At 53.3% G+C, this 24,920-nt stretch carries 31 protein-coding genes; 16 read left to right on the top strand and 15 right to left on the bottom strand.

Going from position 1 to position 24,920, the window contains the following annotated elements; genetic code table 11:
* Positions 1–18: 18 nt before the first annotated feature.
* From flgJ to flgB, 9 genes are read right to left on the bottom strand one after another with little or no spacing between them, the layout of a single operon-like run.
* Positions 19–969, bottom strand: coding sequence for a flagellar assembly peptidoglycan hydrolase FlgJ (gene flgJ / locus J4650_RS00660; protein WP_022742667.1), 951 nt, complete (start codon positions 967–969; stop codon positions 19–21).
* The gene (locus J4650_RS00655; protein ID WP_001518955.1) at positions 969–2,066 is read right to left on the bottom strand and encodes a flagellar basal body P-ring protein FlgI; all 1,098 of its coding nucleotides are present in this window, start codon (positions 2,064–2,066) and stop codon (positions 969–971) included. The genes flgJ and J4650_RS00655 overlap by 1 nt, the downstream gene beginning before the upstream one ends.
* 11 nt (positions 2,067–2,077) lie before the next feature.
* Complete coding sequence (gene flgH / locus J4650_RS00650; protein ID WP_023993491.1) at positions 2,078–2,776, bottom strand: flagellar basal body L-ring protein FlgH; 699 nt, start codon at positions 2,774–2,776, stop codon at positions 2,078–2,080.
* A gap of 54 nt (positions 2,777–2,830) precedes the next feature.
* The gene (flgG, locus tag J4650_RS00645) at positions 2,831–3,613 is read right to left on the bottom strand and encodes a flagellar basal-body rod protein FlgG (RefSeq protein ID WP_000625851.1); all 783 of its coding nucleotides are present in this window, start codon (positions 3,611–3,613) and stop codon (positions 2,831–2,833) included.
* Between the two features lie 13 nt (positions 3,614–3,626).
* Positions 3,627–4,382, bottom strand: a complete 756-nt coding sequence (locus J4650_RS00640) for a flagellar basal body rod protein FlgF (RefSeq protein ID WP_000349278.1) — start codon at positions 4,380–4,382, stop codon at positions 3,627–3,629.
* Positions 4,383–4,402: 20 nt separating this feature from the next.
* Positions 4,403–5,614 (bottom strand): flagellar hook protein FlgE, encoded by a 1,212-nt coding sequence (gene flgE, locus J4650_RS00635; protein ID WP_000010567.1) that lies wholly within the window; start codon positions 5,612–5,614, stop codon positions 4,403–4,405.
* Positions 5,615–5,640: 26 nt separating this feature from the next.
* Positions 5,641–6,339, bottom strand: a complete 699-nt coding sequence (gene flgD / locus J4650_RS00630; RefSeq protein ID WP_000020450.1) for a flagellar hook assembly protein FlgD — start codon at positions 6,337–6,339, stop codon at positions 5,641–5,643.
* A gap of 11 nt (positions 6,340–6,350) precedes the next feature.
* Positions 6,351–6,755, bottom strand: coding sequence for a flagellar basal body rod protein FlgC (gene flgC / locus J4650_RS00625; protein WP_001196448.1), 405 nt, complete (start codon positions 6,753–6,755; stop codon positions 6,351–6,353).
* A 3-nt stretch (positions 6,756–6,758) separates the two neighbouring features.
* Positions 6,759–7,175 carry a flagellar basal body rod protein FlgB gene (gene flgB, locus J4650_RS00620; RefSeq protein WP_000887043.1) on the bottom strand — a complete coding sequence of 139 codons (417 nt, stop codon included), beginning with the start codon at positions 7,173–7,175 and terminating at the stop codon, positions 6,759–6,761.
* Positions 7,176–7,331: 156 nt separating this feature from the next.
* Here flgB and flgA point away from each other — a divergent pair, with 156 nt between their 5' ends.
* From flgA to flgN, 3 genes are all read left to right on the top strand, one after another.
* Complete coding sequence (flgA, locus tag J4650_RS00615) at positions 7,332–7,991, top strand: flagellar basal body P-ring formation chaperone FlgA (protein ID WP_001194076.1); 660 nt, start codon at positions 7,332–7,334, stop codon at positions 7,989–7,991.
* 91 nt (positions 7,992–8,082) lie between these two features.
* On the top strand, positions 8,083–8,376 hold the full coding sequence (gene flgM / locus J4650_RS00610) for a flagellar biosynthesis anti-sigma factor FlgM (RefSeq protein ID WP_000020893.1): 294 nt from the start codon (positions 8,083–8,085) through the stop codon (positions 8,374–8,376).
* Between the two features lie 4 nt (positions 8,377–8,380).
* Positions 8,381–8,803, top strand: a complete 423-nt coding sequence (flgN, locus tag J4650_RS00605) for a flagella biosynthesis chaperone FlgN (protein WP_000197547.1) — start codon at positions 8,381–8,383, stop codon at positions 8,801–8,803.
* An 81-nt stretch (positions 8,804–8,884) separates the two neighbouring features.
* Here flgN and murJ read toward each other — a convergent pair whose 3' ends face one another.
* The 4 genes from murJ to rimJ all read right to left on the bottom strand — a co-directional run bounded on the left by murJ (position 8,885) and on the right by rimJ (position 12,916).
* A complete protein-coding gene (gene murJ, locus J4650_RS00600; protein ID WP_001537775.1) occupies positions 8,885–10,420 on the bottom strand; it encodes a murein biosynthesis integral membrane protein MurJ in 1,536 nt (511 codons plus the stop codon).
* A gap of 303 nt (positions 10,421–10,723) precedes the next feature.
* The gene (locus J4650_RS00595; protein ID WP_023993493.1) at positions 10,724–11,647 is read right to left on the bottom strand and encodes a Gfo/Idh/MocA family oxidoreductase; all 924 of its coding nucleotides are present in this window, start codon (positions 11,645–11,647) and stop codon (positions 10,724–10,726) included.
* A 1-nt stretch (position 11,648) separates the two neighbouring features.
* Positions 11,649–12,296: a YceH family protein gene (locus J4650_RS00590; protein WP_000873045.1), complete on the bottom strand. Its 648-nt coding sequence runs from the start codon at positions 12,294–12,296 to the stop codon at positions 11,649–11,651.
* Between the two features lie 35 nt (positions 12,297–12,331).
* Entirely contained in the window at positions 12,332–12,916 is a 585-nt protein-coding gene (gene rimJ, locus J4650_RS00585; protein WP_000468204.1) for a ribosomal protein S5-alanine N-acetyltransferase, read from the bottom strand.
* A 236-nt stretch (positions 12,917–13,152) separates the two neighbouring features.
* On the opposite strand from rimJ, the gene mdtH reads away from it, so the two are divergent.
* The 10 genes from mdtH to J4650_RS00535 all read left to right on the top strand — a co-directional run bounded on the left by mdtH (position 13,153) and on the right by J4650_RS00535 (position 20,562).
* Positions 13,153–14,361, top strand: a complete 1,209-nt coding sequence (gene mdtH / locus J4650_RS00580) for a multidrug efflux MFS transporter MdtH (protein WP_000092178.1) — start codon at positions 13,153–13,155, stop codon at positions 14,359–14,361.
* 63 nt (positions 14,362–14,424) lie between these two features.
* Positions 14,425–15,072, top strand: a complete 648-nt coding sequence (gene grxB, locus J4650_RS00575; RefSeq protein ID WP_000780893.1) for a glutaredoxin 2 — start codon at positions 14,425–14,427, stop codon at positions 15,070–15,072.
* 124 nt (positions 15,073–15,196) lie between these two features.
* Positions 15,197–15,757, top strand: coding sequence for a lipoprotein (locus J4650_RS00570; protein ID WP_000713054.1), 561 nt, complete (start codon positions 15,197–15,199; stop codon positions 15,755–15,757).
* Between the two features lie 103 nt (positions 15,758–15,860).
* Positions 15,861–16,907 (top strand): dihydroorotase, encoded by a 1,047-nt coding sequence (gene pyrC, locus J4650_RS00565; protein ID WP_000126597.1) that lies wholly within the window; start codon positions 15,861–15,863, stop codon positions 16,905–16,907.
* A gap of 73 nt (positions 16,908–16,980) precedes the next feature.
* Entirely contained in the window at positions 16,981–17,226 is a 246-nt protein-coding gene (dinI, locus tag J4650_RS00560) for a DNA damage-inducible protein I (protein WP_001217763.1), read from the top strand.
* Positions 17,227–17,515: 289 nt separating this feature from the next.
* Entirely contained in the window at positions 17,516–17,770 is a 255-nt protein-coding gene (bssS, locus tag J4650_RS00555) for a biofilm formation regulator BssS (RefSeq protein WP_000414441.1), read from the top strand.
* Positions 17,771–17,882: 112 nt separating this feature from the next.
* Positions 17,883–19,001, top strand: a complete 1,119-nt coding sequence (gene solA, locus J4650_RS00550) for an N-methyl-L-tryptophan oxidase (protein ID WP_023993494.1) — start codon at positions 17,883–17,885, stop codon at positions 18,999–19,001.
* A gap of 40 nt (positions 19,002–19,041) precedes the next feature.
* Positions 19,042–19,155, top strand: a complete 114-nt coding sequence (locus J4650_RS00545) for a YceO family protein (RefSeq protein WP_001253282.1) — start codon at positions 19,042–19,044, stop codon at positions 19,153–19,155.
* A 262-nt stretch (positions 19,156–19,417) separates the two neighbouring features.
* Complete coding sequence (locus J4650_RS00540) at positions 19,418–19,990, top strand: cytochrome b (protein ID WP_001159776.1); 573 nt, start codon at positions 19,418–19,420, stop codon at positions 19,988–19,990.
* On the top strand, positions 19,987–20,562 hold the full coding sequence (locus tag J4650_RS00535; protein ID WP_000739886.1) for a YceI family protein: 576 nt from the start codon (positions 19,987–19,989) through the stop codon (positions 20,560–20,562). Before J4650_RS00540 ends, J4650_RS00535 begins: the two co-directional genes overlap by 4 nt.
* A 51-nt stretch (positions 20,563–20,613) precedes the next feature.
* On the opposite strand, the gene J4650_RS00530 is transcribed toward J4650_RS00535, so the two are convergent.
* The gene (locus tag J4650_RS00530; RefSeq protein ID WP_001748342.1) at positions 20,614–21,666 is read right to left on the bottom strand and encodes a rhodanese-related sulfurtransferase; all 1,053 of its coding nucleotides are present in this window, start codon (positions 21,664–21,666) and stop codon (positions 20,614–20,616) included.
* 219 nt (positions 21,667–21,885) lie between these two features.
* Here J4650_RS00530 and J4650_RS00525 point away from each other — a divergent pair, with 219 nt between their 5' ends.
* The 3 genes from J4650_RS00525 to J4650_RS00515 all read left to right on the top strand — a co-directional run bounded on the left by J4650_RS00525 (position 21,886) and on the right by J4650_RS00515 (position 24,631).
* Positions 21,886–22,806: a Kdo(2)-lipid IV(A) acyltransferase gene (locus J4650_RS00525; RefSeq protein ID WP_000163977.1), complete on the top strand. Its 921-nt coding sequence runs from the start codon at positions 21,886–21,888 to the stop codon at positions 22,804–22,806.
* A gap of 154 nt (positions 22,807–22,960) precedes the next feature.
* Complete coding sequence (gene mdtG, locus J4650_RS00520) at positions 22,961–24,175, top strand: multidrug efflux MFS transporter MdtG (protein WP_000075053.1); 1,215 nt, start codon at positions 22,961–22,963, stop codon at positions 24,173–24,175.
* Positions 24,176–24,256: 81 nt separating this feature from the next.
* Positions 24,257–24,631: a MysB family protein gene (locus J4650_RS00515; RefSeq protein ID WP_000180050.1), complete on the top strand. Its 375-nt coding sequence runs from the start codon at positions 24,257–24,259 to the stop codon at positions 24,629–24,631.
* On the opposite strand, the gene J4650_RS00510 is transcribed toward J4650_RS00515, so the two are convergent.
* Entirely contained in the window at positions 24,632–24,859 is a 228-nt protein-coding gene (locus tag J4650_RS00510; RefSeq protein WP_001217832.1) for a YceK/YidQ family lipoprotein, read from the bottom strand.
* Positions 24,860–24,920: the final 61 nt, after the last annotated feature.

Below are 24,920 nucleotides of genomic sequence, written 5' to 3'. Positions count from 1 at the left end.
TACGTGGACTTGAGCAATTTAAAAGAGATTGTCGAGATTCGCGCTGTAGGTTTTGCTGACCTTTTCACTCATCGCTTTCAACTGCTGAATCATGCTGGTCAATTTACGCGCGTAATTCGGGTCAGTGGCGTATCCGGCGTTTTGCAGAGCCACTGCGCCCTGCTCTGCCGTGGCGGCAGTGGTCACGGCAGCGTAGCGTGGGTTACGCGTTAACAGCGCGACATAATCCGATAATGCCTCCAGATACGAGCTATAGACGCGGAATTTCGCTTTCACTTTTTTCGCTTCGCCATTCTCGTATTCAGTGGTGGTGATTTCCGTCACCGGCCCTTTCCAACTGGCGGTCGCTTTCACGCCAAATACGTTATAGCTGGGTTCGCCATTCTCCCGCAGGATTTGCCGCTGCCCCCAGCCGGACTCCAGCGCCGCCTGCGCCAGAATCAGATGATGCGGCACCCCGCTTTGTTCGCTGGCCAGCCTCGCCGGGAGCGAAAGCCGGGCCAGAAAGTCTTTACTGTCGCCGGAGAGCGGCGCATCGCTGCTCTCCGGCGTTTTCGGTATGGCTTTGCGCACCAGTTGGGTCAGCGCCTGATTTTGATAGCTGTTTACCGTCTCCAGGGAGAATTTAAGCGGTACTTGCGGCGCGTCATCCGCAGGCATCGTCTGCCCGCTGGTCATCTGTTTAACCATCATATCCGCCAGCCCCAGTCCCTTGCCGGCAGTCATCTGCTGGGCGATCTGCTGGTCATACATGCTGGTATACAGACGCGTCTGATCGCTGCTGAATAGACCATCTTTGGGTAAAGCCTCGCGCATACTTTTCAGCATCATCTGCACAAACATCCCTTCCACCTGACGGGCCACAGGACGGATATTCGCCGCCGGGTCCTGGCCCGCTTTCGCTTTCAGTTCGTTCAGAGATTGCGCATCCCAGGCCGCGCTGGCCAGCAATTTACCGTCTCCTATCATCAGATGATTTCCAGTTTGGCGCGTAGACAGCCCGCGCTCTGCATGGACTGCAAAATCGACATCAGGTCCATCGGCGTCGCGCCAAGCGCATTCAGCGCACGCACTACGCTGTTCAGATTGGCGCTGGAACGCACGCTCTGTAGCGATCCGCCGCTCTGACGCAAATCTATTTGAGTCTGTGGCGTCACCACGGTCTGCCCGCCGCCAAATGGCGTATTCGGCTGGTTGACGTTGAGCTGGCGATTGACTGTCACTGACAAATTGCCCTGCGCCACAGCGCAGCTATCCAGCGTGACTTCCCGATTCATGACCACCGAACCGGTACGCGAGTTGATCACGACTTTTGCATCCTGCGGCGTCACGTTGACTTCCATATTTTGAATGTCCGCCAGAAAACGCACCTGCGAGCTGTTGCCGCTGGGCACGCGCACCTGTACCGTTCGCGCATCAAGCGCAGTGGCGCTGCCGTAACCGCGGGCGCGGTTAATGGCGTCGGTAATTTGCTGCGCCATCGTAAAATCTTCGTCGTTCAATTGCAGATTAATGGTGTTGCCAGCGCCGAACTGAGTCGGCAACTCGCGTTCGATAATCGCGCCGTTAGTGATGCGCCCGCCATTAAGCTGGTTAACCTGCACGCTACTGCCGCCTGCGGAAGCGCCCGCGCCGCCGACCAGAATATTGCCCTGCGCCAGAGCATACACCTGGCTGTCCACCCCTTTTAACGGCGTCATTAATAACGTCCCGCCACGCAGACTTTTAGCGTTCCCCATTGAGGAAACGACGACATCGATCGTTTGTCCCTGTCGCGCAAAAGGCGGATACGATGCCGTCACCATCACCGCCGCCACGTTTTTCAACTGCATATTGGTGCCGGTGGGGACCGTAATCCCCAGTTGTGACAGCATGTTATTCAGCGTCTGGGTGGTAAATGGCGTCTGGGTCGTCTGGTCGCCCGTACCGTCCAGCCCGACCACCAGCCCGTAGCCGATCAGCGAGTTTTCCCGTACTCCCTGGACACTGGTCAGATCCCGGATACGCTCGGCGTGCGCCAGAGTGGCAACCAGTGCCAGAACGATTCCTGCAAGAGCTTTAAACACATACACCTCGCTTACATCGGCGACAAATTAAGGAAGAAACGTTGCAGCCAGCCCATATTTTGCGCTTCGTTAATATAGCCGTTCCCGACATATTCAATCCGCGCATCCGCCACCTGTGTCGAGGGAACAGAGTTGCTGCCGCTGATGGTGCGTGGATTTACCACGCCGGAGAAGCGGATGAATTCCGTTCCCTGATTAATCGCGATCTGTTTTTCCCCCACGACGTGTAAATTGCCATTGGCCAGAACCTGATCGACGGTCACGGTCAGCGTGCCGCTAAAGGTATTGCTGGCATTCGCGCCGCCTTTACCATTAAAAGAGTTGCTGCCGGAGGCCTCCATATCCGCGCGGGAATTACCGAATAATCCCTGCAGATAACGCGGTACCGTATCAAAACCAAAGCTGGTTTTGCCGTCGCGGCTGGCATTTGCCGACGAGCTTTTACTGGCGCTGACGTTTTCCTGTAACACAATCGTGAGCGTATCGCCGATATTACGCGGTCGACGATCTTCAAAAAGCGGCTGATAGCCATAATTAATCGGCTGCGCAGACTGAAATATGGAGCCATTCGCCACCGGTACCGGGCCAGGTATCGGCTGCGCCGTGGTCGCCCCCTGCACGAGCGGTTTAGCGGGTATCCAGGCGCATCCTGTCAGCGTCGCGACCATCAGGGCCATAACTGGGTAAGCGTGAAGCGCGTATTTTTGCATTACCTTCATCTTCAAAATCAGGGAGCCGGTGGCGTATCCCCCACCGGCGGCCCCTTAGAGTTGCGTCAGTTTCTGCAGCATCTGATCGGTCGTCGATACTGCTTTACTGTTAATTTCATAGGCGCGTTGAACCTGAATCATGTTCACCAGCTCTTCCGCCACGTTAACGTTCGACGTTTCGACATACCCTTGATACAACAACCCCGCGCCGTTGAGCCCCGGCGTGCTTTCGTTCGGCGCGCCGGACGATTGCGTTTCGATATAGAGGTTCTCGCCGATGCTTTCCAGCCCGGTGTCGTTCATAAAGGTGGTCAGGTTAAGCTGCCCGACCTGAACCGGCGCGGCCTGCCCCTGCTGGGTCACGCTGACCACGCCGTCGCGGCCAATCGTGATGCTTAACGCGTTGGCCGGAATGGTGATTGCCGGCTGCACCTGAAAACCGCCCGCCGTCACCAGTTGACCATTCTGATCCACCTGGAAAGAGCCATCGCGGGTATAAGCAGACGTACCGTCCGGCAGCATGACCTGGAAAAAGCCCTGCCCTTTAATCGCCACATCTTTACTGTTGTTGGTCTGCGACAGGTTCCCCTGACTGTGCAGACGCTCCGTGGCGACCGGACGCACGCCGGTACCGATTTGCAGCCCTGAAGGCAGCGTCGTCTGCTCGGACGACTGCGCGCCCGGCTGGCGGATGGTCTGATACAACAGATCTTCAAATACCGCGCGCTGACGCTTAAAACCATTGGTGCTGACGTTTGCCAGGTTATTGGCAATCACATCCATATTGGTTTGCTGCGCGTCCAGACCGGTTTTGGCGATCCATAATGAACTGATCATAAAATGTCCTGTATTAACTCATCGACAGCAGTTGGTTAGCTCGCCCTTCGTTCTCATCTACGCTGGTGATAACCTTCATCTGCATTTCAAAACGACGTGCGTTGGCGATCATGTCGGTCATGGCTTCAACCGGCTTGACGTTACTGCCCTCCAGCACGCCCGACATAATGCGAATTGACGGGTCGGCGGCCAGTACCGCCCCGCGTTCAGCCTGTGCCTCGGCGGTAAGGCGGAATAAACCGTCATCGCTCCGCTGCACCTCATTGCCTTCCGCTTTGACCAGCTTCAGTCGCCCAACGGGCGCCACCGTGTTTGGCGGGTCGCCGGGATTGAGCGCGGAGATCGTGCCGTCTGCCGCAATGGTGATTTCCGACCCTTCAGGAACGGTAATCGGGCCGCCTTCGCCGATAACCGGATGTCCCTGAATGGTTAACTGCCCGGTCGGACCCACCTGGATATTCCCGTTACGGGTATATCCTTCAGCGCCATCCGCCGCTTGCACTACCAGCCAGCCGTCCTGCTGTAACGCGACATCCAGCGGACGGGAGGTGTAGTCCAACTGACCCGGGGTCATATCCGCCCCGGGCGTCGACGCCGTAACCAGCGTGCGCGTTGCTAAAGAGAGGCCATCAACGGGCACCGCGCGTAGCGCGTTAAGCTGCGCGCGAAAGCCCGGCGTTGAGGCATTAGCCAGGTTGCTGGCCGTTACCGCCTGCTGGTTAAGCGTCTGGCTGGCCGCCCCCATAGCGGTATAAATTGCGTGATCCATTAAGCTATCCCGTCAGGCGCTTAGCGCAGGTTAACCAGCGTATTGAGGATCTGGTCCTGAGTTTTGATGGTCTGCGCATTCGACTGGTAGTTACGCTGCGCGACGATCATATTCACCAGCTCTTTACTCAAATCCACGTTAGAGGCTTCCAGCGCGCCGTTCGTCAGCTTACCGAAGTTGCCGGAACCGGCAGTCCCCAGCAGCGCAACCCCGGAAGCCTGCGTCGCCGCCCAGACGTTATCGCCCTGGGATGCCAGACCTTCGTTGTTGGCGAAGTTAGCCAGCACAATCTGCCCCAGCACCTGCTCCTGCTCGTTGGAGTAGTTGCCAACCACGGTGCCGTCGTTGTTAATCTGGTAGCTCACCAGGTCGCCCGGCTTATAGCCGTTTTGATTGGTGGCGACGATGTTGTTAGCCCCGGTGTTCTGCTGCATGGAGTTAAGGAAGCTGAGGGAGAAGGTGGCCGCTGTCGCGCCATTAATCGTACCGGTGGTGATGTTCACCGTACCGCCAGACTCCAGAATCCCGTTTTCATTGAATTTCAGCGTAGTGGACGCCGTTGTTGGCGCAGTGGCTGCAGGATCGCTGCTGTCATGGGTGTACACAGCCCATTCATTATCTTTGGTTTTCACAAAATAGACGTTCATGTCATGGGCATTACCCTGGCTGTCATAAACGGTGACGGTGCCTTTTTTGTTATACGAATCCGCATCACTCACGCTAAAGGGCGTTTTAGACGGTACAGGGTCCGTTGAGTTCAGGTTGATCTGCATTGACGCGGTGGTGGTCGATTTCGCCGCCATCAGCGTGTTCGGAATGGTGATCGGTGCAGGATTCGCCCCCTGCTGAATGGTCGGCGGCGTACCGGTGGCCGGATAGCCGGTCAACTGCATCCCCTGCATATTGACCAGGTTACGGTTCTCGTCCAGTTTGAACTGGCCGTTGCGGCTATAGAACACGGAACCGTTGCTGTCTACCAGGCGGAAAAAACCGTTCTGGCTAATCGCGACATCCAGCCCGCGCCCGGTGTTCGTTGTCGTACCGTCGGTAAAATCCTGGGTAATCCCCGCCACTTTTACGCCCAGCCCCACTTTGGAACCGGCGAACATATCGGCAAATGATGCCGTACCGGACTTAAAGCCATAGGTGGCGGAGTTGGCGATGTTATTACCGATAACATCAAGGTTGGTGGCCGCAGCGTTCAGGCCGCTAACCGCTTGAGAAAAAGACATGACTGACTCCTGATAAGTGTAAGGGCTTAGATTATTTGCCGAACTTCGTCGAGTGTGGTGGTGCCGTAGGTACCCAGATCCAACAGGTTGCCGTTACTGCCCTTCGTCACGCCCTGTACCAGAGCGAATTGCAGCGGCTGCGCCACCAGTTGCGTCCCGCCATTGCTGGCGGTAATCGCAATGTTGTAAGAACCATTCGGTACCGTTGTTCCGTCCGTTTGCTTACCATCCCAGGTAAAGGTGTGTACCCCGGCTCGCAACTCACCGATCTCCAGCGTCCGTACCACCCGGCCATCTTTATCGGTAATGGTTGCCGTCACTTTGTCCGCAGGCTGTTGCAATTCCACGCCAAACGGCGTCGTGGACGTCACGGCCCCTTCTTCCGCGCCTTTACCCGCCAGAATTGTGGTGCCAGGCACCATAACGCCATGTCCAATCAGCGTGGTCGCCTGTAGGGACTGACTATTATCGATTTGCCCGGAAATAGCCCCCAGCGTCGTATTCAGTTTTTCAATGCCGCTCACGGTACTGATTTGCGCCAACTGTGTCGTTAACTCATTATTTTGTAATGGGTTAGTCGGGTCCTGGTTCTTCAATTGCGCGACCAGTAAGGTCAGGAAACTGCTTTGCAGATCGGCAGCGTTGCTTCCGGTCATCGACCCGCTGCCGGTCGTCGTTTTGACGCCCGTGTTGGTCGGGTCATTCATATTTACGGCAATAGACATACGCGCCTCCTTTACTGGCCTAATGTCAGCGTCTTAAGCATCATGCTTTTTACGGTATTCAGGACTTCGATATTTGCCTGATAGCTGCGCGAGGCTGACATCGTGTTGACCATTTCGCCGACCACATCGACGTTGGGCATTTTGACGTAACCATTAGCGTCCGCCAGCGGGTTGCCTGGCTCATAAACCAGCTTTTCCGGTGCCTGACTTTCAATCACGCTGGCGACCTTTACCCCGCCAGTGGCTTGACCCGGCGCGGCGTCCACCTGAAAAACCACCTGTTTGGCGCGATAAGGCTGTCCGTCCGGGCCGGTGACGCTATCCGCATTCGCCAGGTTACTGGCCGCAACGTTCAACCGCTTGGACTGCGCGGCAAGCGCCGATCCGGCAATATCAAAAATGTTTAACAGCGCCACGAATTAGTTTCCTCCCTGTAGCACATTCATCATGCCTTTGAGTTGGCTACCCAGAACGGTAAGCCCCATCTGATATTTGAGACTGTTATCCGCAAACTGCGTACGTTCCCTGTCCATATCTACGGTGTTACCATCCAAAGAAGGCTGATCGGGTACGCGGTAAAGCAGATCCACTGCGGGAGAAGAGACCGCCTGGGCGGGAATATGGTGAGAGGAAGTCAACGTTAACGCGACGCCGCCGGTTTCTTCCCGTCCACGCACCATCACCTTTTTTAACTCACTGGCAAAATCAATATCGCGCGCCTGATACCCCGGCGTATCGGCATTGGCGATATTCGCCGCTAATATTTCCTGACGTTGCGCGCGCAGATTTAGCGCTTCCTGCTGAAATCGTAAGGCGGCATCGAGCCTGTCGAGCATATCTCCTCCGCAAATGGCAAAATTCAGCCGACAGCTTAAATGCCTTCACGCGCGCGTTATCGCCGGAATAAACGCAAAATGCGTCGCTATTTATTGCGTTGATGCTTGCTTCACACGGGTAGAATCCTGTCATGACATCAACCAGGGGGAAGTACCATGCAAACGTTAAAACGAGGATTCGCCGTGGCGGCTTTGCTGTTCAGCCCCCTGACAATGGCGCAGGACATCAACGCCCAGCTGACCACGTGGTTTTCCCAGCGTCTGGCTGGCTTCAGCGACGAGGTGGTTGTCACGCTCCGTTCACCGCCCAATCTGCTGCCGAGCTGCGAGCAGCCAGCCTTCAGCATGACGGGCAGCGCGAAGCTGTGGGGCAACGTCAATGTGGTGGCGCGCTGCGCCAATGAAAAACGTTATTTGCAGGTGAATGTGCAAGCGACCGGCAATTATGTCGCCGTTGCCGCGCCCGTCGCGCGCGGCGGAAAATTGACGCCGGCCAACGTCACGCTAAAACGTGGCAGGCTGGATCAGTTACCGCCGCGGACGGTACTGGATATCCGTCAGATTCAGGATGCCGTCAGTTTGCGCGATCTCGCTCCCGGGCAGCCGGTACAGCTTACGATGATACGTCAGGCCTGGCGCGTCAAAGCGGGGCAACGAGTACAGGTCATCGCCAATGGCGAGGGGTTCAGCGTCAATGCGGAAGGTCAGGCGATGAATAATGCCGCCGTCGCGCAAAATGCGCGCGTGCGCATGACATCGGGTCAAATCGTGAGTGGAACCGTCGATTCTGATGGGAATATTCTTATTAACCTATAATTGTGTAAAGATTTTGTCGCGGCTGCCGATGAGATATTCAACCATGATGGTAGCTGGCCGCTACAACGTAACCCTCGATGAGGATAAATAAATGAGCATTGACCGTACCTCACCTTTGAAACCCGTTAGCACTGTCCAGACGCGCGAAACCAGCGACACGCCGGTACAAAAAACGCGTCAGGAAAAAACGTCCGCCGCGACGAGCGCCAGCGTAACGTTAAGCGACGCGCAAGCGAAGCTCATGCAGCCAGGCGTCAGCGACATTAATATGGAACGCGTCGAAGCATTAAAAACGGCTATCCGTAACGGTGAGTTAAAAATGGATACGGGAAAAATAGCAGACTCGCTCATTCGCGAGGCGCAGAGCTACTTACAGAGTAAATAAGCGTATGACTCGTTTGTCAGAAATACTTGACCAGATGACCACCGTCCTGAATGACCTGAAGACGGTGATGGACGCCGAGCAACAACAGCTTTCCGTAGGCCAGATTAACGGCAGCCAGCTACAGCGTATTACAGAAGAAAAAAGCTCGTTGCTGGCGACGCTGGATTATCTGGAACAACAGCGCCGTCTGGAGCAGAATGCGCAGCGTAGCGCAAACGATGACATTGCAGAGCGCTGGCAGGCGATTACCGAAAAAACGCAGCATCTTCGCGACCTCAACCAGCACAACGGCTGGCTGCTGGAAGGGCAAATCGAGCGTAATCAACAGGCGCTGGAGGTGCTGAAACCTCACCAGGAGCCGACCTTGTACGGGGCTGACGGTCAGACTTCCGTCTCTCACCGCGGCGGTAAAAAAATTTCTATCTAATCATTGCCGGATGGCGACGTTGCGCCTTTCCGGCCTGAATGCCTTGTAGGCCTGATAGCACAGCGCTATCAGGCACTGAATTTACGCCGTCCGGCGAACAAACTCTTTCACTTTAAAGCCCAACACGGCAAGCGCGGCGAAATAGGCCGCGATACCCGCAATCACTACCGCCATCAAACGTAGCAAACGCCATAGCATCGACCCTTGCGACCACTCCGGCATAATATGCAACACGCCGAACAATACGGCGGCCATCACCAGTACGGAAATGATCAGACGCATCAGGAACCACATCCAGCCCGGTTGTGGCGTAAAGATATTCTGTTTGCGCAGTTGCCAGTACAGCAGCGACGCATTGAGACATGCCGCCAGACCAATAGAGAGCGACAGCCCGGCGTGTTTCAGCGGTCCAATAAACGCCAGGTTCATTAACTGCGTCATGATTAACGTCACGATGGCGATTTTCACCGGCGTTTTAATATCCTGGCGAGAATAGAAGCCCGGAGCCAGCACTTTTACGACGATCAAGCCAATCAGCCCCACCGAATAGGCGATTAACGCCCGCTGCGTCATTGCCGCATCAAAGGCGGTGAATTTACCGTACTGAAACAGCGAGACCGTCAGCGGCTTCGCCAGGATGCCTAACGCTACCGCGCTCGGCAACGCCAGTAAAAAGCACAAACGCAGCCCCCAGTCCATCAGGCGGCAGTACTCATCATGATTGCCGCTGGCAAAGCTTTTCGACAATGACGGCAACAGGATGGTCCCCAACGCCACGCCCAGCACGCCGGACGGGAACTCCATCAACCGATCGGCATAGTACATCCATGAGACCGAGCCGGAGGCCAGAAACGAGGCAAAAATAGTATTGATGATAAGGGAAATCTGACTGACGGATACGCCCAAAATCGCCGGCCCCATCTGTTTGACCACCCGCATCGCCCCGGTGTCGCGAAAGTTAATGCGCGGCAGCACCAGCATACCGATCTTTTTTAAATACGGAAGTTGATACACCAGTTGCAGCACGCCGCCGACGGTGACTGCCCAGGCTAACGCCAGCACCGGCGGATTAAAGTATGGCGCGGCGAATAATGCAAAACCGATCATGCTGATATTAAGAAATGTCGGCGCAAAAGCGGGAATAGAGAAGCGATTCCAGGTGTTGAGAATGGCGCCAACCAGTGAAGCCAGCGAGATCAGCAGAATATAGGGAAACGTAATCCGCAGCAGTTGCGTCGTCAGCGCGAATTTATCCGCAGTATCGGCAAAACCCGGCGCGGTTACCATAATCACCCACGGGGCGGCCAGCATACCGGCCACCGTCACGACGGCCAATGCCAGCGTCAACAGGCCGGAAACGTAAGCGACAAAGATCCGCGTCGCTTCTTCACCCTGCTTGCTCTTATATTCCGCCAGGATAGGCACAAAGGCCTGAGAAAAAGCGCCTTCGGCAAAGATCCGGCGTAGTAGATTGGGGAGTTTAAACGCCACAAAAAAGGCGTCGGTCGCCATCCCTGCGCCAAAAATTCTGGCGACAATCGCATCACGGGCAAAGCCCAACACGCGTGAAAACATAGTCATCGAGCTGACGGCAGCCAGCGATTTCAATAAATTCATTTCTTTTGTATTCCAGACCCTGGCGTAAAACTCCTGCATGGCTGATCCATCGACCGGATAACGCAACTTCTGCCGTATCCGGCTGTATCACCGCGCCTGACGGCGACGTTAAAACGTCTTATCAGGCCTTACAGACTCCCCACGGTTTGCCATTATTCACTGTGAAAAGAGGTATTATGTAGAGTGGGCATATATACCCGCCATACTTCGAGCTGCATGTGCGTTAGCTTTTCTGCAACTCGAATTATTGAGGGTATAGTACCTGGATTACGATGAATTACTACCGCCAGATGTTACAGAGGATTATTCGCTGATGGCGTCCCGCCACAGCGCCTCCACGACGCGCTGGGCCAAAATCGCCTGCTCCCCCGCCGTTTCCGGAACCGTCTGATTTTGTACGCAGTCAATGAAATGCCGCGCGCATCCGACAAAACCACGCTGCTCAAGCGTCGTTTGCCAACCCGGAATGGGTTTGATGAAAATACCCTGCCCGCGCTCTTCGCGCCATTCACGCATATCCGTCACGTCATACAGCCCGCCGTCGGTGACGGCCTGGACCGATTCACGCTGACTTCCGGCGCGCCGGTGCATACTGGTGGTAATTTGTAGTTTGTCGGCGGAAAAATGATGTTCCGCATAGCACATTTCGCCGGACTCGCTGGTGAGCAACGTGCCGCTGGCAAGGCGCGCCTCGCCGCCCGCCAGCCACAGAGCGGTATCCACGACATGCAGATAGTCATCGAGCAAAGTAAAACGTAAGTCGTGCGGCCCGACGCTATCGGTACGATGTTTATCCATACGCAGTGACGCCGCAGTGCCGAGGCGCGTCTTCAGTTCGCGGTACAGCGGCGCGAAACGGCGATTAAAGCCAACCATCAGCGTCAATTTTTTTTGCGCCGTCAGCGCCACCAGCCGTTCGGCATCACGTAGATTTTCCGCCAGCGGTTTATCCACGCAAACATGGACGCCGGCATTGAGAAGTTCGCTGACCACGGCATAATGGCTTGCGGTACTGGAGTGGACGAAGACCGCATCGCAGCCGGACGCTAAATTCGCCAGCGAATCCACATACGGTATGCGCCAGCTTTCGCAGATACGTAAGGCTTTATCCCGCGAAGGAGACCAGGCGCCCTGTAACGTCCATCCGGCGGTGTTGGTTAATACCGGCAGCCAGGCCTTCTGCGCAATACCGCCTAATCCGACAATGCCAATCCGTAATGTTCTCACATTACTCTCCCAGGTGAGCTAACAAAGAATCCAGCCGCTGCTTTAACTCCGCCACTTCGCTTTCCAGCGCTTCGACGCGCGACTGAAGATCGCCCAACGCACTTTCCGGCGCAGACGTCTGGAGAGACAGTTCATCGACATCGCCGCAAAAAAGGTGCATATAGCGGCTTTCGCGCTTACCCGGTTCACGCGCCAGACGGACGACATACGGGCCGTCCTCACGACTGGCAAGCCGTTCCAGCGTGGATTCAACTTCCGCCATATCGCTGAATTCATGCATCCGCGACGCCCGGCTACGCAACTCGCCGGGCGTTTGCGCGCCGCGCAGCAGCAGCGTAGTGACGAGCGCCACTTCCGCCGCGCTAAGTTTCAGATCGCCAAATTCGGAATTACAGAAACGCTGTTCATATTTGGTGACGCGATTGCCAAACCCGCTGACCGTACGCAAAAAGTGGCGTTTCACCAGGTTATCGAGCTGTTCTTGTACCTCTTGTTCCGTCAGGTTCATTACCGGTTCACGGTTGGTTTTCTGATTACAGGCTGTCACCACCCCGTTGACGGAAAGCGGATACTGTTCCGGCGTTGTCACCTGCTTTTCCAGCAGACAGCCAATCACTCGCGCTTCAGTGGCGGTTAATTCATATTTCATCGTTTTCTCCCTTTGCCTCTCATTCCGTAAGCCGCTCAACGCCCCGGCGTCCATAACGGCGTGGTTAACGCCGTCAGGACATGGTCGCGCCATTGTCCATCAATCAACAGGTAATCTTTCGCATAGCCTTCTTTCTCAAAGCCAAGCCGCGCCAGCAACGCGCCGCTACGTTTGTTGTGCGGCATATAGTTCGCCATGATACGGTGGATATGCTGAGTGCGCTGCATATAGCGAATCGCAGCGGTTAAGGCTTCAAACATCAGCCCCTGCCCCTGCCACTTCTGCGCAATGGAATAGCCCAGATAACAGGCATGAAAAGAACCGCGCACCACATTGGAAAAATTCGCCACGCCGATAATTTCTTTTTCTTCCGGATCAAGTAGCGCGAAATAGAAGGCGGAGCCCTGTTTGTGAAATTCACCGATCATTCCCAGACGCGCCTGCCATCCTGAAGGATAACAATGACTTTCATCACGGACCGGTTCCCAGGGTTTTAAAAAATGACGATTTTCCGCGTAATAATCGGCCAGACGCCAGGCATCACGCTCATGCACTAAACGTACCACCAGACGATCGGTGGTTAAGCGCACTTTTGGCACGTTACTACGATAGCCAAACATTCTATACCTACTCCTTCCTGTAACGTCTTCAGCACGCCAGTAACATTACTATACCTGCGCAACCAGGCTCTGTGAAAAGCGCAAATCGTCATTTTTTGAATTGCTGCCACTTTTTGATGAAAACTCTCGATTAAAAAGGACTTTTGATAAAAAAATATTGTCCCGCTAACGGTAGGAAAAAACGAAACGCCGCCGCAGAATAGAAGACGCTCATCTTTTATTTCCCGGGAGGGGAAATGTCGCGCGTCTCGCAGGCGAGGAACCTGGGTAAATATTTTCTTCTCATCGATAACATGTTGGTGGTGCTGGGTTTTTTCGTCGTCTTCCCGCTCATCTCTATTCGCTTTGTCGATCAAATGGGGTGGGCTGCCGTAATGGTAGGGATCGCGCTCGGCCTGCGCCAGTTTATTCAACAAGGTCTGGGCATTTTTGGCGGCGCCATCGCCGATCGCTTTGGCGCGAAACCGATGATTGTCACCGGTATGCTGATGCGCGCCGCAGGCTTTGCCACCATGGGTATCGCGCATGAGCCCTGGCTCTTGTGGTTTTCCTGCTTTCTTTCCGGTCTCGGCGGTACGCTTTTTGACCCGCCGCGTTCAGCGCTGGTGGTCAAATTAATTCGTCCGGAGCAACGGGGCCGCTTCTTCTCTCTGTTGATGATGCAGGACAGCGCGGGCGCGGTGATTGGCGCGCTGCTGGGAAGCTGGTTGCTACAATACGATTTTCGCCTGGTCTGCGCGACAGGCGCTATTTTGTTCATATTATGCGCCCTTTTCAACGCATGGCTGCTTCCGGCCTGGAAGCTATCAACGGTCAGAACGCCGGTGCGTGAAGGAATGCGCCGCGTCATGAGCGATAAAAGGTTTGTCACCTACGTGCTGACGCTGGCGGGCTACTATATGCTGGCGGTACAGGTCATGTTAATGCTGCCGATTATGGTAAACGATATCGCCGGTTCGCCTGCTGCCGTGAAATGGATGTACGCTATTGAGGCGTGTCTCTCGCTGACGTTGCTCTACCCGATTGCCCGCTGGAGCGAAAAGCGTTTTCGGCTGGAGCATCGGCTGATGGCCGGTTTGCTCGTCATGTCGCTGAGCATGCTCCCCATCGGGATGGTGGGCAATTTACAGCAGCTTTTTACGCTTATTTGCGCTTTCTACATCGGCTCGGTTATCGCCGAACCGGCGCGCGAAACGCTCAGCGCGTCGCTCGCGGACGCGAGGGCGCGGGGAAGCTATATGGGCTTTAGCCGTCTGGGATTAGCCATTGGCGGCGCGATTGGTTATATCGGCGGCGGCTGGTTGTTTGATATGGGTAAAGCGCTTGCGCAGCCTGAACTACCGTGGATGATGCTCGGTATTATCGGTTTCATCACCTTTTTGGCTTTAGGCTGGCAATTTAGTCATAAACGCACGCCGCGCCGGATGCTGGAACCCGGCGCCTGATTTGATACCTGTCGCTATCTCCTCCATACTGGTCAGATACCGACAGTCAAATGGAGGAGAAACGTGAAGCTTTATATTTACGATCATTGCCCTTTCTGCGTTAAAGCCCGCATGATTTTCGGCCTGAAGAACATCCCCGTTGAACTTAACGTGTTACAAAATGACGACGAGGCGACACCCACCCGGATGATTGGTCAAAAGATGGTGCCCATCCTGCAAAAAGATGATAGTCGCTACCTTCCTGAAAGTATGGATATTGTACATTATGTCGACAACCTCGACGGCAAACCACTGTTAACCGGGAAACGCAATCCAGCCATTGAAGAGTGGTTGCGCAAAGTTAACGGTTACGTTAATCAGCTACTGCTGCCGCGATTTGCAAAATCCGCTTTCGATGAATTTTCTACCCCTGCGGCGCGCCAGTATTTTATCCGCAAAAAAGAAGCCTCATCTGGCAGTTTTGACAACCATCTTGCGCACTCTGCCGGACTGATTAAAAAGATCGGCGATGATTTACGTTTGCTGGATAAACTCATCGTACAGCCTAACGCCGTTAACGGCGAATTATCGGAAGATGATATTCATCTGTTTCCGCTTCTGCGTAATCTGACGCTGGTCGCCGGTATCCACTGGCCGACAAAAGTCGCGGACTATCGCGATAATATGGCGAAGCAGACGCAAATTAATTTACTCTCCTCAATGGCTATCTAACGCCCGCCAGGCGGCAACCCTTTCTTGCCGCCTTTTTCAGCTTTTTCTAGTGACGCCATGTCCGCTGGCGCGACATGCTGCTTTGTGTCAAGATTAGGGCACAGGCAACATGCTAAGGAACGCCATGAAAAAGTTTTTTTTTGCCGCTGCGCTGGTAGTTAGCGGCCTGTTAGTGGGTTGTAATCAACTTACGCAATACACCATTAGCGAACAAGAAATCAATCAAGCGCTTGAAAAACGGAATAATTTCTCAAAAGATATTGGTCTGCCCGGCATTGCCGACGCGCATATCGTATTGACTAACCTTGCCAGCCAGATTGGTCGGGAAGAGCCTAATAAAGTCACCCTTACTGGCGATGCCAGGCTGGATATGAATTCCCTGTTTGGCAGTCAAAAAGCGACGATGAAACTCAAGCTAAAAGCCCTGCCGGTCTTTGATAAAGAAAAAGGCGCCATCTATCTTCAGGAGATGGAAGTAGTAGACGCCACCGTGACGCCGGAGAAAATGCAATCGGTGCTACAAACGCTCCTGCCCTATTTAAATCAGTCTTTACGTAGCTACTTTAACCAGCGGCCAGCTTACGTGTTGCGTGAGGACAGTAGTAAAGGCGAAGCGTTAGCGAAGAAACTCGCGAAAGGCATTGAAGTTAAACCTGGTGAAATCGTTATTCCTTTCACCAATTGATTTCGGAGGGCGCGCTCGCGCCCTTTTTTTACGTGCAAACGAAAACGTTTCCGCTTATCCTTTGTTTCCGGCAAAAAGACTATTCCTCAGCCGGAGCTTATTAATGACTGCACCATCCCAGGTTTTAAAGATCCGCCGCCCGGACGACTGGCACGTTCACCTTCGCGATGGCGACATGTTAAAAACGGTCGTACCCTATACCAGCGAAATTTATGGTCGCGCTATCGTGATGCCGAACCTGGCGTCCCCCATCACGACCGTTGATGCAGCGATCGCCTACCGCCAGCGTATTCTCGATGCGGTGCCCGCCGGGCATGATTTCACGCCGTTAATGACCTGCTATTTAACGGATTCGCTCGATGCCGATGAACTGGAGCGTGGTTTCCATGAAGGCGTGTTTACTGCGGCTAAGCTTTACCCGGCCAATGCCACCACTAACTCCAGTCATGGCGTAACGTCAGTCGACGCTATCATGCCGGTACTGGAGCGGATGGAAAAACTCGGAATGCCATTACTGGTCCACGGTGAGGTGACCCATGCGGATGTTGATATCTTCGATCGCGAAGCGCGTTTTATCGACACCGTAATGGAACCGCTACGCCAGCGTCTGACCACGCTTAAAGTGGTCTTTGAGCACATCACGACCAAAGATGCCGCGCAGTATGTCCGTGACGGCAACGACTACCTGGCGGCTACCATTACGCCTCAACATTTAATGTTTAACCGTAATGATATGCTGGTCGGCGGCATTCGTCCTCACCTGTACTGTCTGCCGATTCTGAAACGCAATATTCACCAGCAGGCGTTACGCGAACTGGTTGCCAGTGGTTTTACGCGCGCCTTCCTGGGGACGGATTCAGCGCCGCATTCACGTCATCGTAAAGAGACCAGTTGCGGCTGCGCCGGTTGTTTCAACGCCCCCTCCGCCCTTGGCAGTTATGCCGCCGTGTTTGAGGAAATGAACGCGCTGGCGCACTTTGAAGCGTTCTGTTCACTGAATGGCCCGCAATTCTATGGCCTGCCGGTGAATACGGGGTGGGTGGAACTGGTTCGCGATGAACAACAGGTACCGGAAAATATCGCGCTGGCTGATGATTCGCTGGTGCCTTTTTTAGCGGGTGAAACAGTACGCTGGTCAGTAAAAAAATAAAAAATGCGCTTACCTGTTGCTATATATTGGATTTAACTGTATATATATCCAGTATATTAAACAGGGGGCCATTATGCGTATTGAAGTCACTATAGCCAAAACGTCACCTCTGCCTGCCGGTGCGATTGATGCGCTGGCGGGCGAACTCTCCCGCCGTATTAGCCATCATTTTCCGGAGAATTTGGGTAACGTCACCGTGCGTTACGCTACCGCCAACAACTTGTCCGTCATTGGCGCATCAAAAGAGGACAAAGAACGCATTAGCGAGATTCTCCAGGAGACCTGGGAGAGCGCTGATGACTGGTTCATCAATGAATAAAAAATGATATGCAGTGATGTATGTTTGCCGGGTCGCCCCGGCTTTTTTATTTGCGCAACTGATGAATATTTCGCCTGACCGTCAAAATAATTGCACAACATCCTAAAAAAATATGAATGAACTGCCGCTTTATTGTTCATATAATTCTTAAAAAGAGAAATTTATCCTCCGGTCTCTTTAAAAACGCAGTGAATAGCCTTATTAATTGGTATACTGAAGTTGCTTCAGAAGAAAAACACGCATTGAACCTCGAGAACCGTTGTCTTATAACACGTACCAGGGGGGCATGATGGAAAAGAATAATGAAGTCATTCAGACCCATCCGCTTGTAGGATGGGACATCAGCACCGTCGATAGCTATGATGCGCTGATGCTGCGTTTACACTACCAGACCCCAAATCGTCCGGAACCGGAAGGGACTGAAGTTGGTCAAACGCTCTGGTTAACAACAGATGTAGCCAGGCAATTTATTTCAATATTAGAAGCCGGCATCGCCAAAATAGAATCAGGCGATTACCAGGAAAACGAGTATCGTCGCCATTAGCGTGACGCGCTCCCCCTCTCTCAGGCACCGTAAGGTGCCTCACTTATTTCTGGCTTGTATATCTCAGCGCAGTTATTTACCCTGAAATCATCGCGATAGCAGAGAGAAGCTGATGAAATACGACCTTATTATTATCGGCAGCGGTTCGGTTGGCGCCGCCGCTGGTTATTACGCCACCCGCGCCGGGCTAAAGGTCCTGATGACCGATGCGCATATGCCGCCTCATCAACAGGGCAGCCACCACGGCGATACCCGTCTTATCCGCCACGCTTATGGTGAAGGCGAAAAATATGTCCCGCTGGTGCTTCGCGCCCAGACGCTTTGGGATGAACTCTCCACACACAATGAAGAGCCTATTTTTGTCCGCTCCGGCGTCGTCAACCTCGGCCCGGCCGATTCCGCTTTCTTAGCCAACGTCGCACGAAGCGCGCAACAATGGCAATTGAACGTTGAGCGCCTGGACGCGACGGCCCTCATGACGCGCTGGCCGGAAATTCGCGTGCCCGAAAATTATATCGGGCTGTTTGAAGCTGACTCCGGTTTCCTGCGCAGCGAATTAGCCATTACCACATGGCTTCGTCTGGCCCGAGAGGCAGGCTGCGCACAGCTATTTAACAGCCCGGTAAGCCATATTCATCATGATGATAACGGTGTGACGATAGAGACGAGTGAAGGCAGCTACCACGCCAGCAAGGCGCTGATTAGCGCGGGCACCTGGGTCAAAGCGCTGGTACCGGAGCTGCCCGTTCAGCCCGTACGTAAAGTTTTTGCCTGGTTTAAGGCGGATGGACGTTACAGCACTAAAAACCGCTTTCCGGCCTTTACCGGCGAAATGCCCAACGGCGATCAATATTACGGCTTCCCGGCGGAGAACGACGAGTTAAAAATCGGCAAACACAATGGCGGACAGCTAATACAGGCTCAGGAAGAGCGCAAGCCCTTTGCCGCCGTTGCCAGCGATGGCGCGGAAGCATTTCCTTTCCTGCGTAACGTACTGCCGGGTATCGGCGGTTGTTTACATGGGGCAGCATGTACCTATGATAATTCGCCGGACGAGGATTTTATTATCGATACGCTGCCTGGCCATGAGAATACGCTTGTCATCACTGGACTCAGCGGACATGGTTTTAAATTCGCCCCGGTGTTAGGAGAAATCGCTGCAGATTTTGCGTTGGGAAAAACGCCCTCCTTTGATCTGACGCCGTTCCGGCTGTCCCGTTTTAGCCAATAATTTGTCGGCCCCGTAAAGGGGCTGTTTATTAAGGTAAGCTATGCGTCGTCTCTTTCATTTTCTGATGAATAATATTCGCGAACATTTCATGCTTTACGTTATTCTTTGGTCGCTGCTGGCGGTGATGGATATTGTTTATCTCCTTTTCTTCTGATTGCTTTTCATTGACGTTAACTGACACTTCCTGAAAGTTCCTCACTTTTTATTTCATAATGTTGAAGCACGGCAATAATGCCAACTCCTGCCGTTGTGCGGTTATCAGGGGGAAATATCTCGAAACTTCTGAAGCTGAACCGCAAACAACATCAAAATTATTGAAATAAAAATAAATATCATTCAAATTCTTATTTATAAGTTGCATTCGGCGCTTTTCCACGCCATTTTCATTCTCTCGTGAAATATTCGTTGGTGTGTTTATGCAATTTAAAAATACTCCACAGCGTTATGGCGTGATTTCCGCCGCGCTCCACTGGCTGACCGCCCTGGTGGTCTATGGCATGTTTGCGTTGGGCTTATGGATGGTCACGCTCAGTTATTACGACGGCTGGTATCACCAGGCACCGGAAATGCATAAAAGTATTGGCATATTACTGATGATGGCGCTGATCGTGCGTATTATCTGGCGGCTTTATTCGCCACCGCCCGTTGCTTTGACCAGCTATTCCCGTTTAACGCGCGCTGGCGCCGCCGCGGGGCATCTCCTCCTGTATCTCCTGCTCTTTGCGATAATCATTAGCGGCTACCTGATTTCCACCGCCGATGGTAAACCGATTAGCGTCTTTGGCTGGTTTGAGATTCCGGCCACGCTTACGGATGCGGGCGCGCAGGCTGACATCGCCGGAACGCTGCATCTGTGGTTTGCCTGGTCGCTGGTCATTATCTCGCTCTCGCATGGGGTTATGGCGCTAAAACACCATTTCATCGATAAAGACGACACACTGAAACGTATGACAGGAATGTCGTCATCTGACTATGGAGCTCAAAAATGAAAAAAAACCTGCTGGGATTCACCCTCGCATCCTTGTTATTCACGACCGGTTCCGCCGTGGCGGCGGAGTATAAAATTGATAAAGAAGGCCAACATGCGTTCGTCAATTTCCGCATTCAGCATCTGGGCTACAGCTGGCTATACGGCACCTTTAAAGATTTCGACGGCACGTTCACTTTTGACGAAAAAAATCCGTCGGCAGACAAAGTGAACGTGACCATTAACACCAATAGCGTCGACACTAACCATGCCGAACGTGACAAACACCTGCGTAGCGCGGAATTTCTTAATGTTGCGAAATTCCCGCAGGCAACCTTCACCTCTACCAGCGTGAAAAAAGAGGGCGATGAACTGGATATTACCGGCAATCTGACGCTCAATGGCGTGACTAAACCGGTAACGCTGGAAGCGAAGCTGATGGGCCAGGGCGACGATCCGTGGGGCGGTAAGCGCGCGGGCTTTGAGGCCGAAGGAAAAATTAAGCTGAAGGATTTCAATATAACTACCGATCTCGGCCCGGCCTCACAAGAGGTTGAGCTTATCATCTCAGTAGAAGGCGTTCAGCAGAAGTAACGCCTGGCGAAATGCCGGATAGCGGCCTTTACGCTGCTATCCGGCAAAATATTACTCAGCCGGATCGGGAATGCTCAGTTTGCTATTAAGCCGACCACGCGATTTATTAAAAATTTTGTTGCCGTTCTCACGACCCGCGCGACGTCGCCGCTGTTCTTCCTCCGGCAAGGCCAACTCTTCACAGCATTGTTCACTACAGCAGCCGTTAAATTTACTGGCGCACTGCGGACACTGGATAAACAGCAGATGGCAACCGTCATTTTTGCAGTTGGTATGGCTATCGCAGGGCGCGCCGCACTGATGGCAATGCGCGATAACCTCATCCGAGATTCGTTCGCCCATTCGCTCATCAAATACAAAGTTTTTGCCGATAAAGCGAACGGGAAGCCCCTGCTCGCGCGCGCGACGGGCGTACTCAATGATGCCACCCTCAATATGCCAGACTTTATTGAAACCGTTGTGTTTCATCCAGGCGCTGGCTTTCTCACAACGAATACCGCCGGTACAGTACATCACTATCTTTTTATCTGCATGTTCCCGCAGCATTTTAACCGCTTTTGGCAACTGTTCACGAAACGTATCCGCCGGGATTTCCAGAGCATTTTCGAAATGGCCGACTTCATACTCATAGTGGTTGCGCATATCAATAAAGACCGCGTCAGGATCGTCCAGCATCGCATTCACATCTGCCGCCTTCAGATAATCGCCGACATTACTGGCGTCAAAACTCGGATCGTCAATACCGTCAGCGACGATACGGTCGCGAACTTTCATACGCAGCACCCAAAATGACTTTCCGTCATCCTCCAGCGCGATATTTAAACGCAGCCCGTCCAGCGCGGGATCGAACGTATAAAGCTGTTGACGAAACGTCTCGAGCTTGCTTTGCGGCACGCTGATTTGCGCATTGATGCCTTCATGTGCCAGGTAAACGCGACCAAAAACGTCCAACGCCGTAAACACCTGATACAACGCGTCCCGCGTCTGTTGCGGCGAGGCGATTGTGAAATATTTATAAAAAGAAATTGTCGTACGCGGCTCGCTTTCCGCCAGCATTTTGGCTTTCAGCTCGTCATTAGAGATGCGGTTGTGTAACACTGGCATGGTGTACGTATCCTGCAATCAGCAAAAAATAAAGTGGGCAGGCATGATAAGGCAAGTCTCGCCAATTTACATCCACACATTTTGCGCTACATTTCCTGCTTTACACTAAATAATTAACAACAATTGTCGATTTAATCGCCACTCTCCTGCTACATATTTTTGCTCAACGCAAAAAGATGCGAGAATACGGGGAATTGTTCGTTGAAAGACAGGATAGAAATGACGAAGTTGCCTAAGTTCTCCGTGGCCTTACTGCACCCGCGCTATTGGTTAACCTGGTTGGGTATAGGCGCGCTTTGGTTGGTCGTGCAACTCCCCTACCCGGTCATCTATAAATTGGGTTGCGCATTGGGCCACCTGGCGCGACGCGTAATGAAACGCCGCGCAAAAATCGCCTATCGCAACCTTGAATTATGCTTTCCGGAAATGACCGCGCAGGAACGCCACACCATGGTGGTCAAAAACTTTGAATCCGTCGGTATGGGCGTGATGGAAACCGGCATGGCCTGGTTCTGGCCCGATCGGCGAGTGAACCGCTGGATGGAAGCGAGCGGTCTGGAGCATATCCGTGAAGTTAAGGCGCAGGGGCTGGGGTTCATTCTGGTAGGAATACATTTTCTTACCCTTGAGTTTGGCGCCCGCATGTTTGGTATGCATAACCCGGGTATCGGAGTTTATCGCCCGAATGATAATCCGTTGCTCGACTGGTTACAGACCTGGGGACGCTTACGCTCCAATAAATCAATGTTGGATCGCAAAGATCTGAAAGGCATGGTTAAGGCATTGAAAAGCGGCGAATTGATCTGGTATGCGCCGGATCACGATTATGGCCCGCGCGCCAGCGTTTTTGTACCATTATTCGCTGTCGACCAGGCTGCCACGACCTCCGGTACCTGGATGCTCGCGCGCATGTCTAAAGCCTGTATTATCCCCTTCGTGCCTCGCCGTAAACCCGATGGGAAAGGCTACGAACTGATCATTCTTCCTGCGGAATATTCGCCTCCGCTGGAGAGCGCAGAAGCGACTGCCGCGTGGATGAATAAAATTGTTGAGCAGTGCATTATGATGGCGCCAGAGCAGTATATGTGGCTGCATCGCCGCTTTAAAACTCGCCCTGAAGGCGTACCGTCGCGCTATTGACAGGATTGCAGCCGTCAGGCTGCAATTTTTCCCCTCTTTTAGCTTTAAAAGCTCCCCACATTGCGAGGCTGGTAAGGTCGGCGCATAATTATAATTAGTACGCTCATAATTAAATTGATGATAGCGCAAACCGCGCATCATACTGTGGAACGCTATGTCACCCTCTGATGTCCCCATAAACTGGAAACGCAATCTAACCGTTACCTGGCTGGGCTGTTTTTTAACCGGCGCGGCATTCAGCCTGGTCATGCCTTTTCTCCCTCTCTACGTTGAGCAACTCGGCGTAACAGGCCATAGCGCGCTCAACATGTGGTCCGGGCTGGTCTTTAGTATTACGTTCCTCTTTTCAGCTATCGCGTCCCCTTTTTGGGGCGGCCTGGCGGATCGTAAAGGGCGTAAGATCATGCTGTTGCGTTCCGCTCTCGGCATGGCCATTGTCATGCTGTTAATGGGCATGGCGCAAAATATCTGGCAATTTCTGATCCTCCGCGCGTTATTAGGCCTGCTGGGCGGATTTATTCCCAACGCCAATGCGCTCATCGCCACTCAGGTGCCGCGCCACAAAAGCGGCTGGGCGTTAGGGACGCTCTCTACTGGCGGCGTCAGCGGCGCTCTGCTTGGCCCACTTGCGGGCGGTCTGCTCGCCGACCATTACGGCCTTCGTCCGGTCTTTTTTATTACCGCCAGCGTTTTGTTTATCTGTTTTCTGCTCACCTTCTTTTTTATTCGCGAGAATTTCCTGCCGGTGAGCAAAAAAGAGATGCTTCACGTTCGGGAAGTGGTCGCCTCGTTAAAAAATCCCCGCCTGGTGTTAAGCCTGTTTGTCACCACGCTGATTATTCAGGTGGCGACGGGGTCTATTGCGCCCATCCTGACGCTCTATGTGCGCGAACTCGCGGGAAATGTCAGTAATATTGCGTTCATTAGCGGGATGATAGCGTCCGTTCCCGGCGTGGCGGCATTACTTAGCGCCCCCCGGCTCGGCAAGCTTGGCGACAGAATTGGCCCGGAAAAGATCCTTATCGTCGCGCTGATTATTTCCGTACTGCTGCTGATTCCAATGTCTTTTGTGCAAACGCCGTGGCAGCTCGCGCTATTGCGGTTTCTGCTTGGCGCGGCGGATGGCGCGCTGCTGCCAGCCGTTCAAACTCTGCTGGTTTACAACTCTACCAACCAGATAGCCGGGCGCATATTCAGCTACAACCAATCTTTCCGCGATATCGGCAACGTCACCGGCCCTCTCATGGGCGCCGCAATTTCCGCGAGCTATGGCTTCCGCGCCGTATTCTGCGTCACGGCAGGCGTGGTGTTGTTCAATGCTATCTATTCATGGAACAGCTTACGACGGCGCAGACTGGCAATAGAATAATTTTTGCGCTTTCATACTTGCAATATTACAGAATCAGCTATTCTTTCCCTAAATACCTCATCAAATCAAAGGGAGACACTGATGACCATGTATGCCACGCTGGAAGAAGCTATCGATGCAGCCCGGGAAGAATTTCTGGCTGACCATCCAGGCCTCGAACAAGACGAAGCGAATGTGCAGCAGTTCAACGTTCAGAAATATGTACTGCAGGATGGGGACATCATGTGGCAGGTCGAATTTTTCGCCGATGAAGGTGAAGATGGCGAATGTCTGCCGATGCTGAGTGGTGAAGCCGCGCAGAGCGTGTTTGACGGCGATTATGATGAGATAGAGATCCGCCAGGAATGGCAGGAAGAGAATACTTTGCATGAATGGGATGAAGGGGAATTCCAGCTTGAACCCCCGCTTGATACCGAGGAAGGCCGTACTGCGGCAGACGAATGGGATGAGCGTTAATTACTCATAAGGCCCGTGGTGAATATCGAGCGGCAGTAGCAGTGTATCGAAGATCAGTGAGAAGGGCAGATCGAGGATAGTGATATAGCGCCATGCGGAATCACGCATATCCCACTGCACGCCAGGGTAATACTGGTTACCGTGTCCTTGTCCGGGGATCGTTCTGCTGATAATACTGCCGCAGCCGCTCAGGGTAATTACCATTATACTCACCGCGAATATACGCACCTGATACCTCATTTCACTATAAAAATACCGGCATCACGCCGGTATTTTTCACCTCACTCCA

Source organism: Salmonella sp. 32120201201600049SM (assembly GCF_017572835.1).
In the GTDB taxonomy this organism is placed as follows: Bacteria; Pseudomonadota; Gammaproteobacteria; order Enterobacterales; family Enterobacteriaceae; genus Salmonella; species Salmonella enterica.
This window is presented reverse-complemented; position numbering and strand designations above follow the sequence as displayed.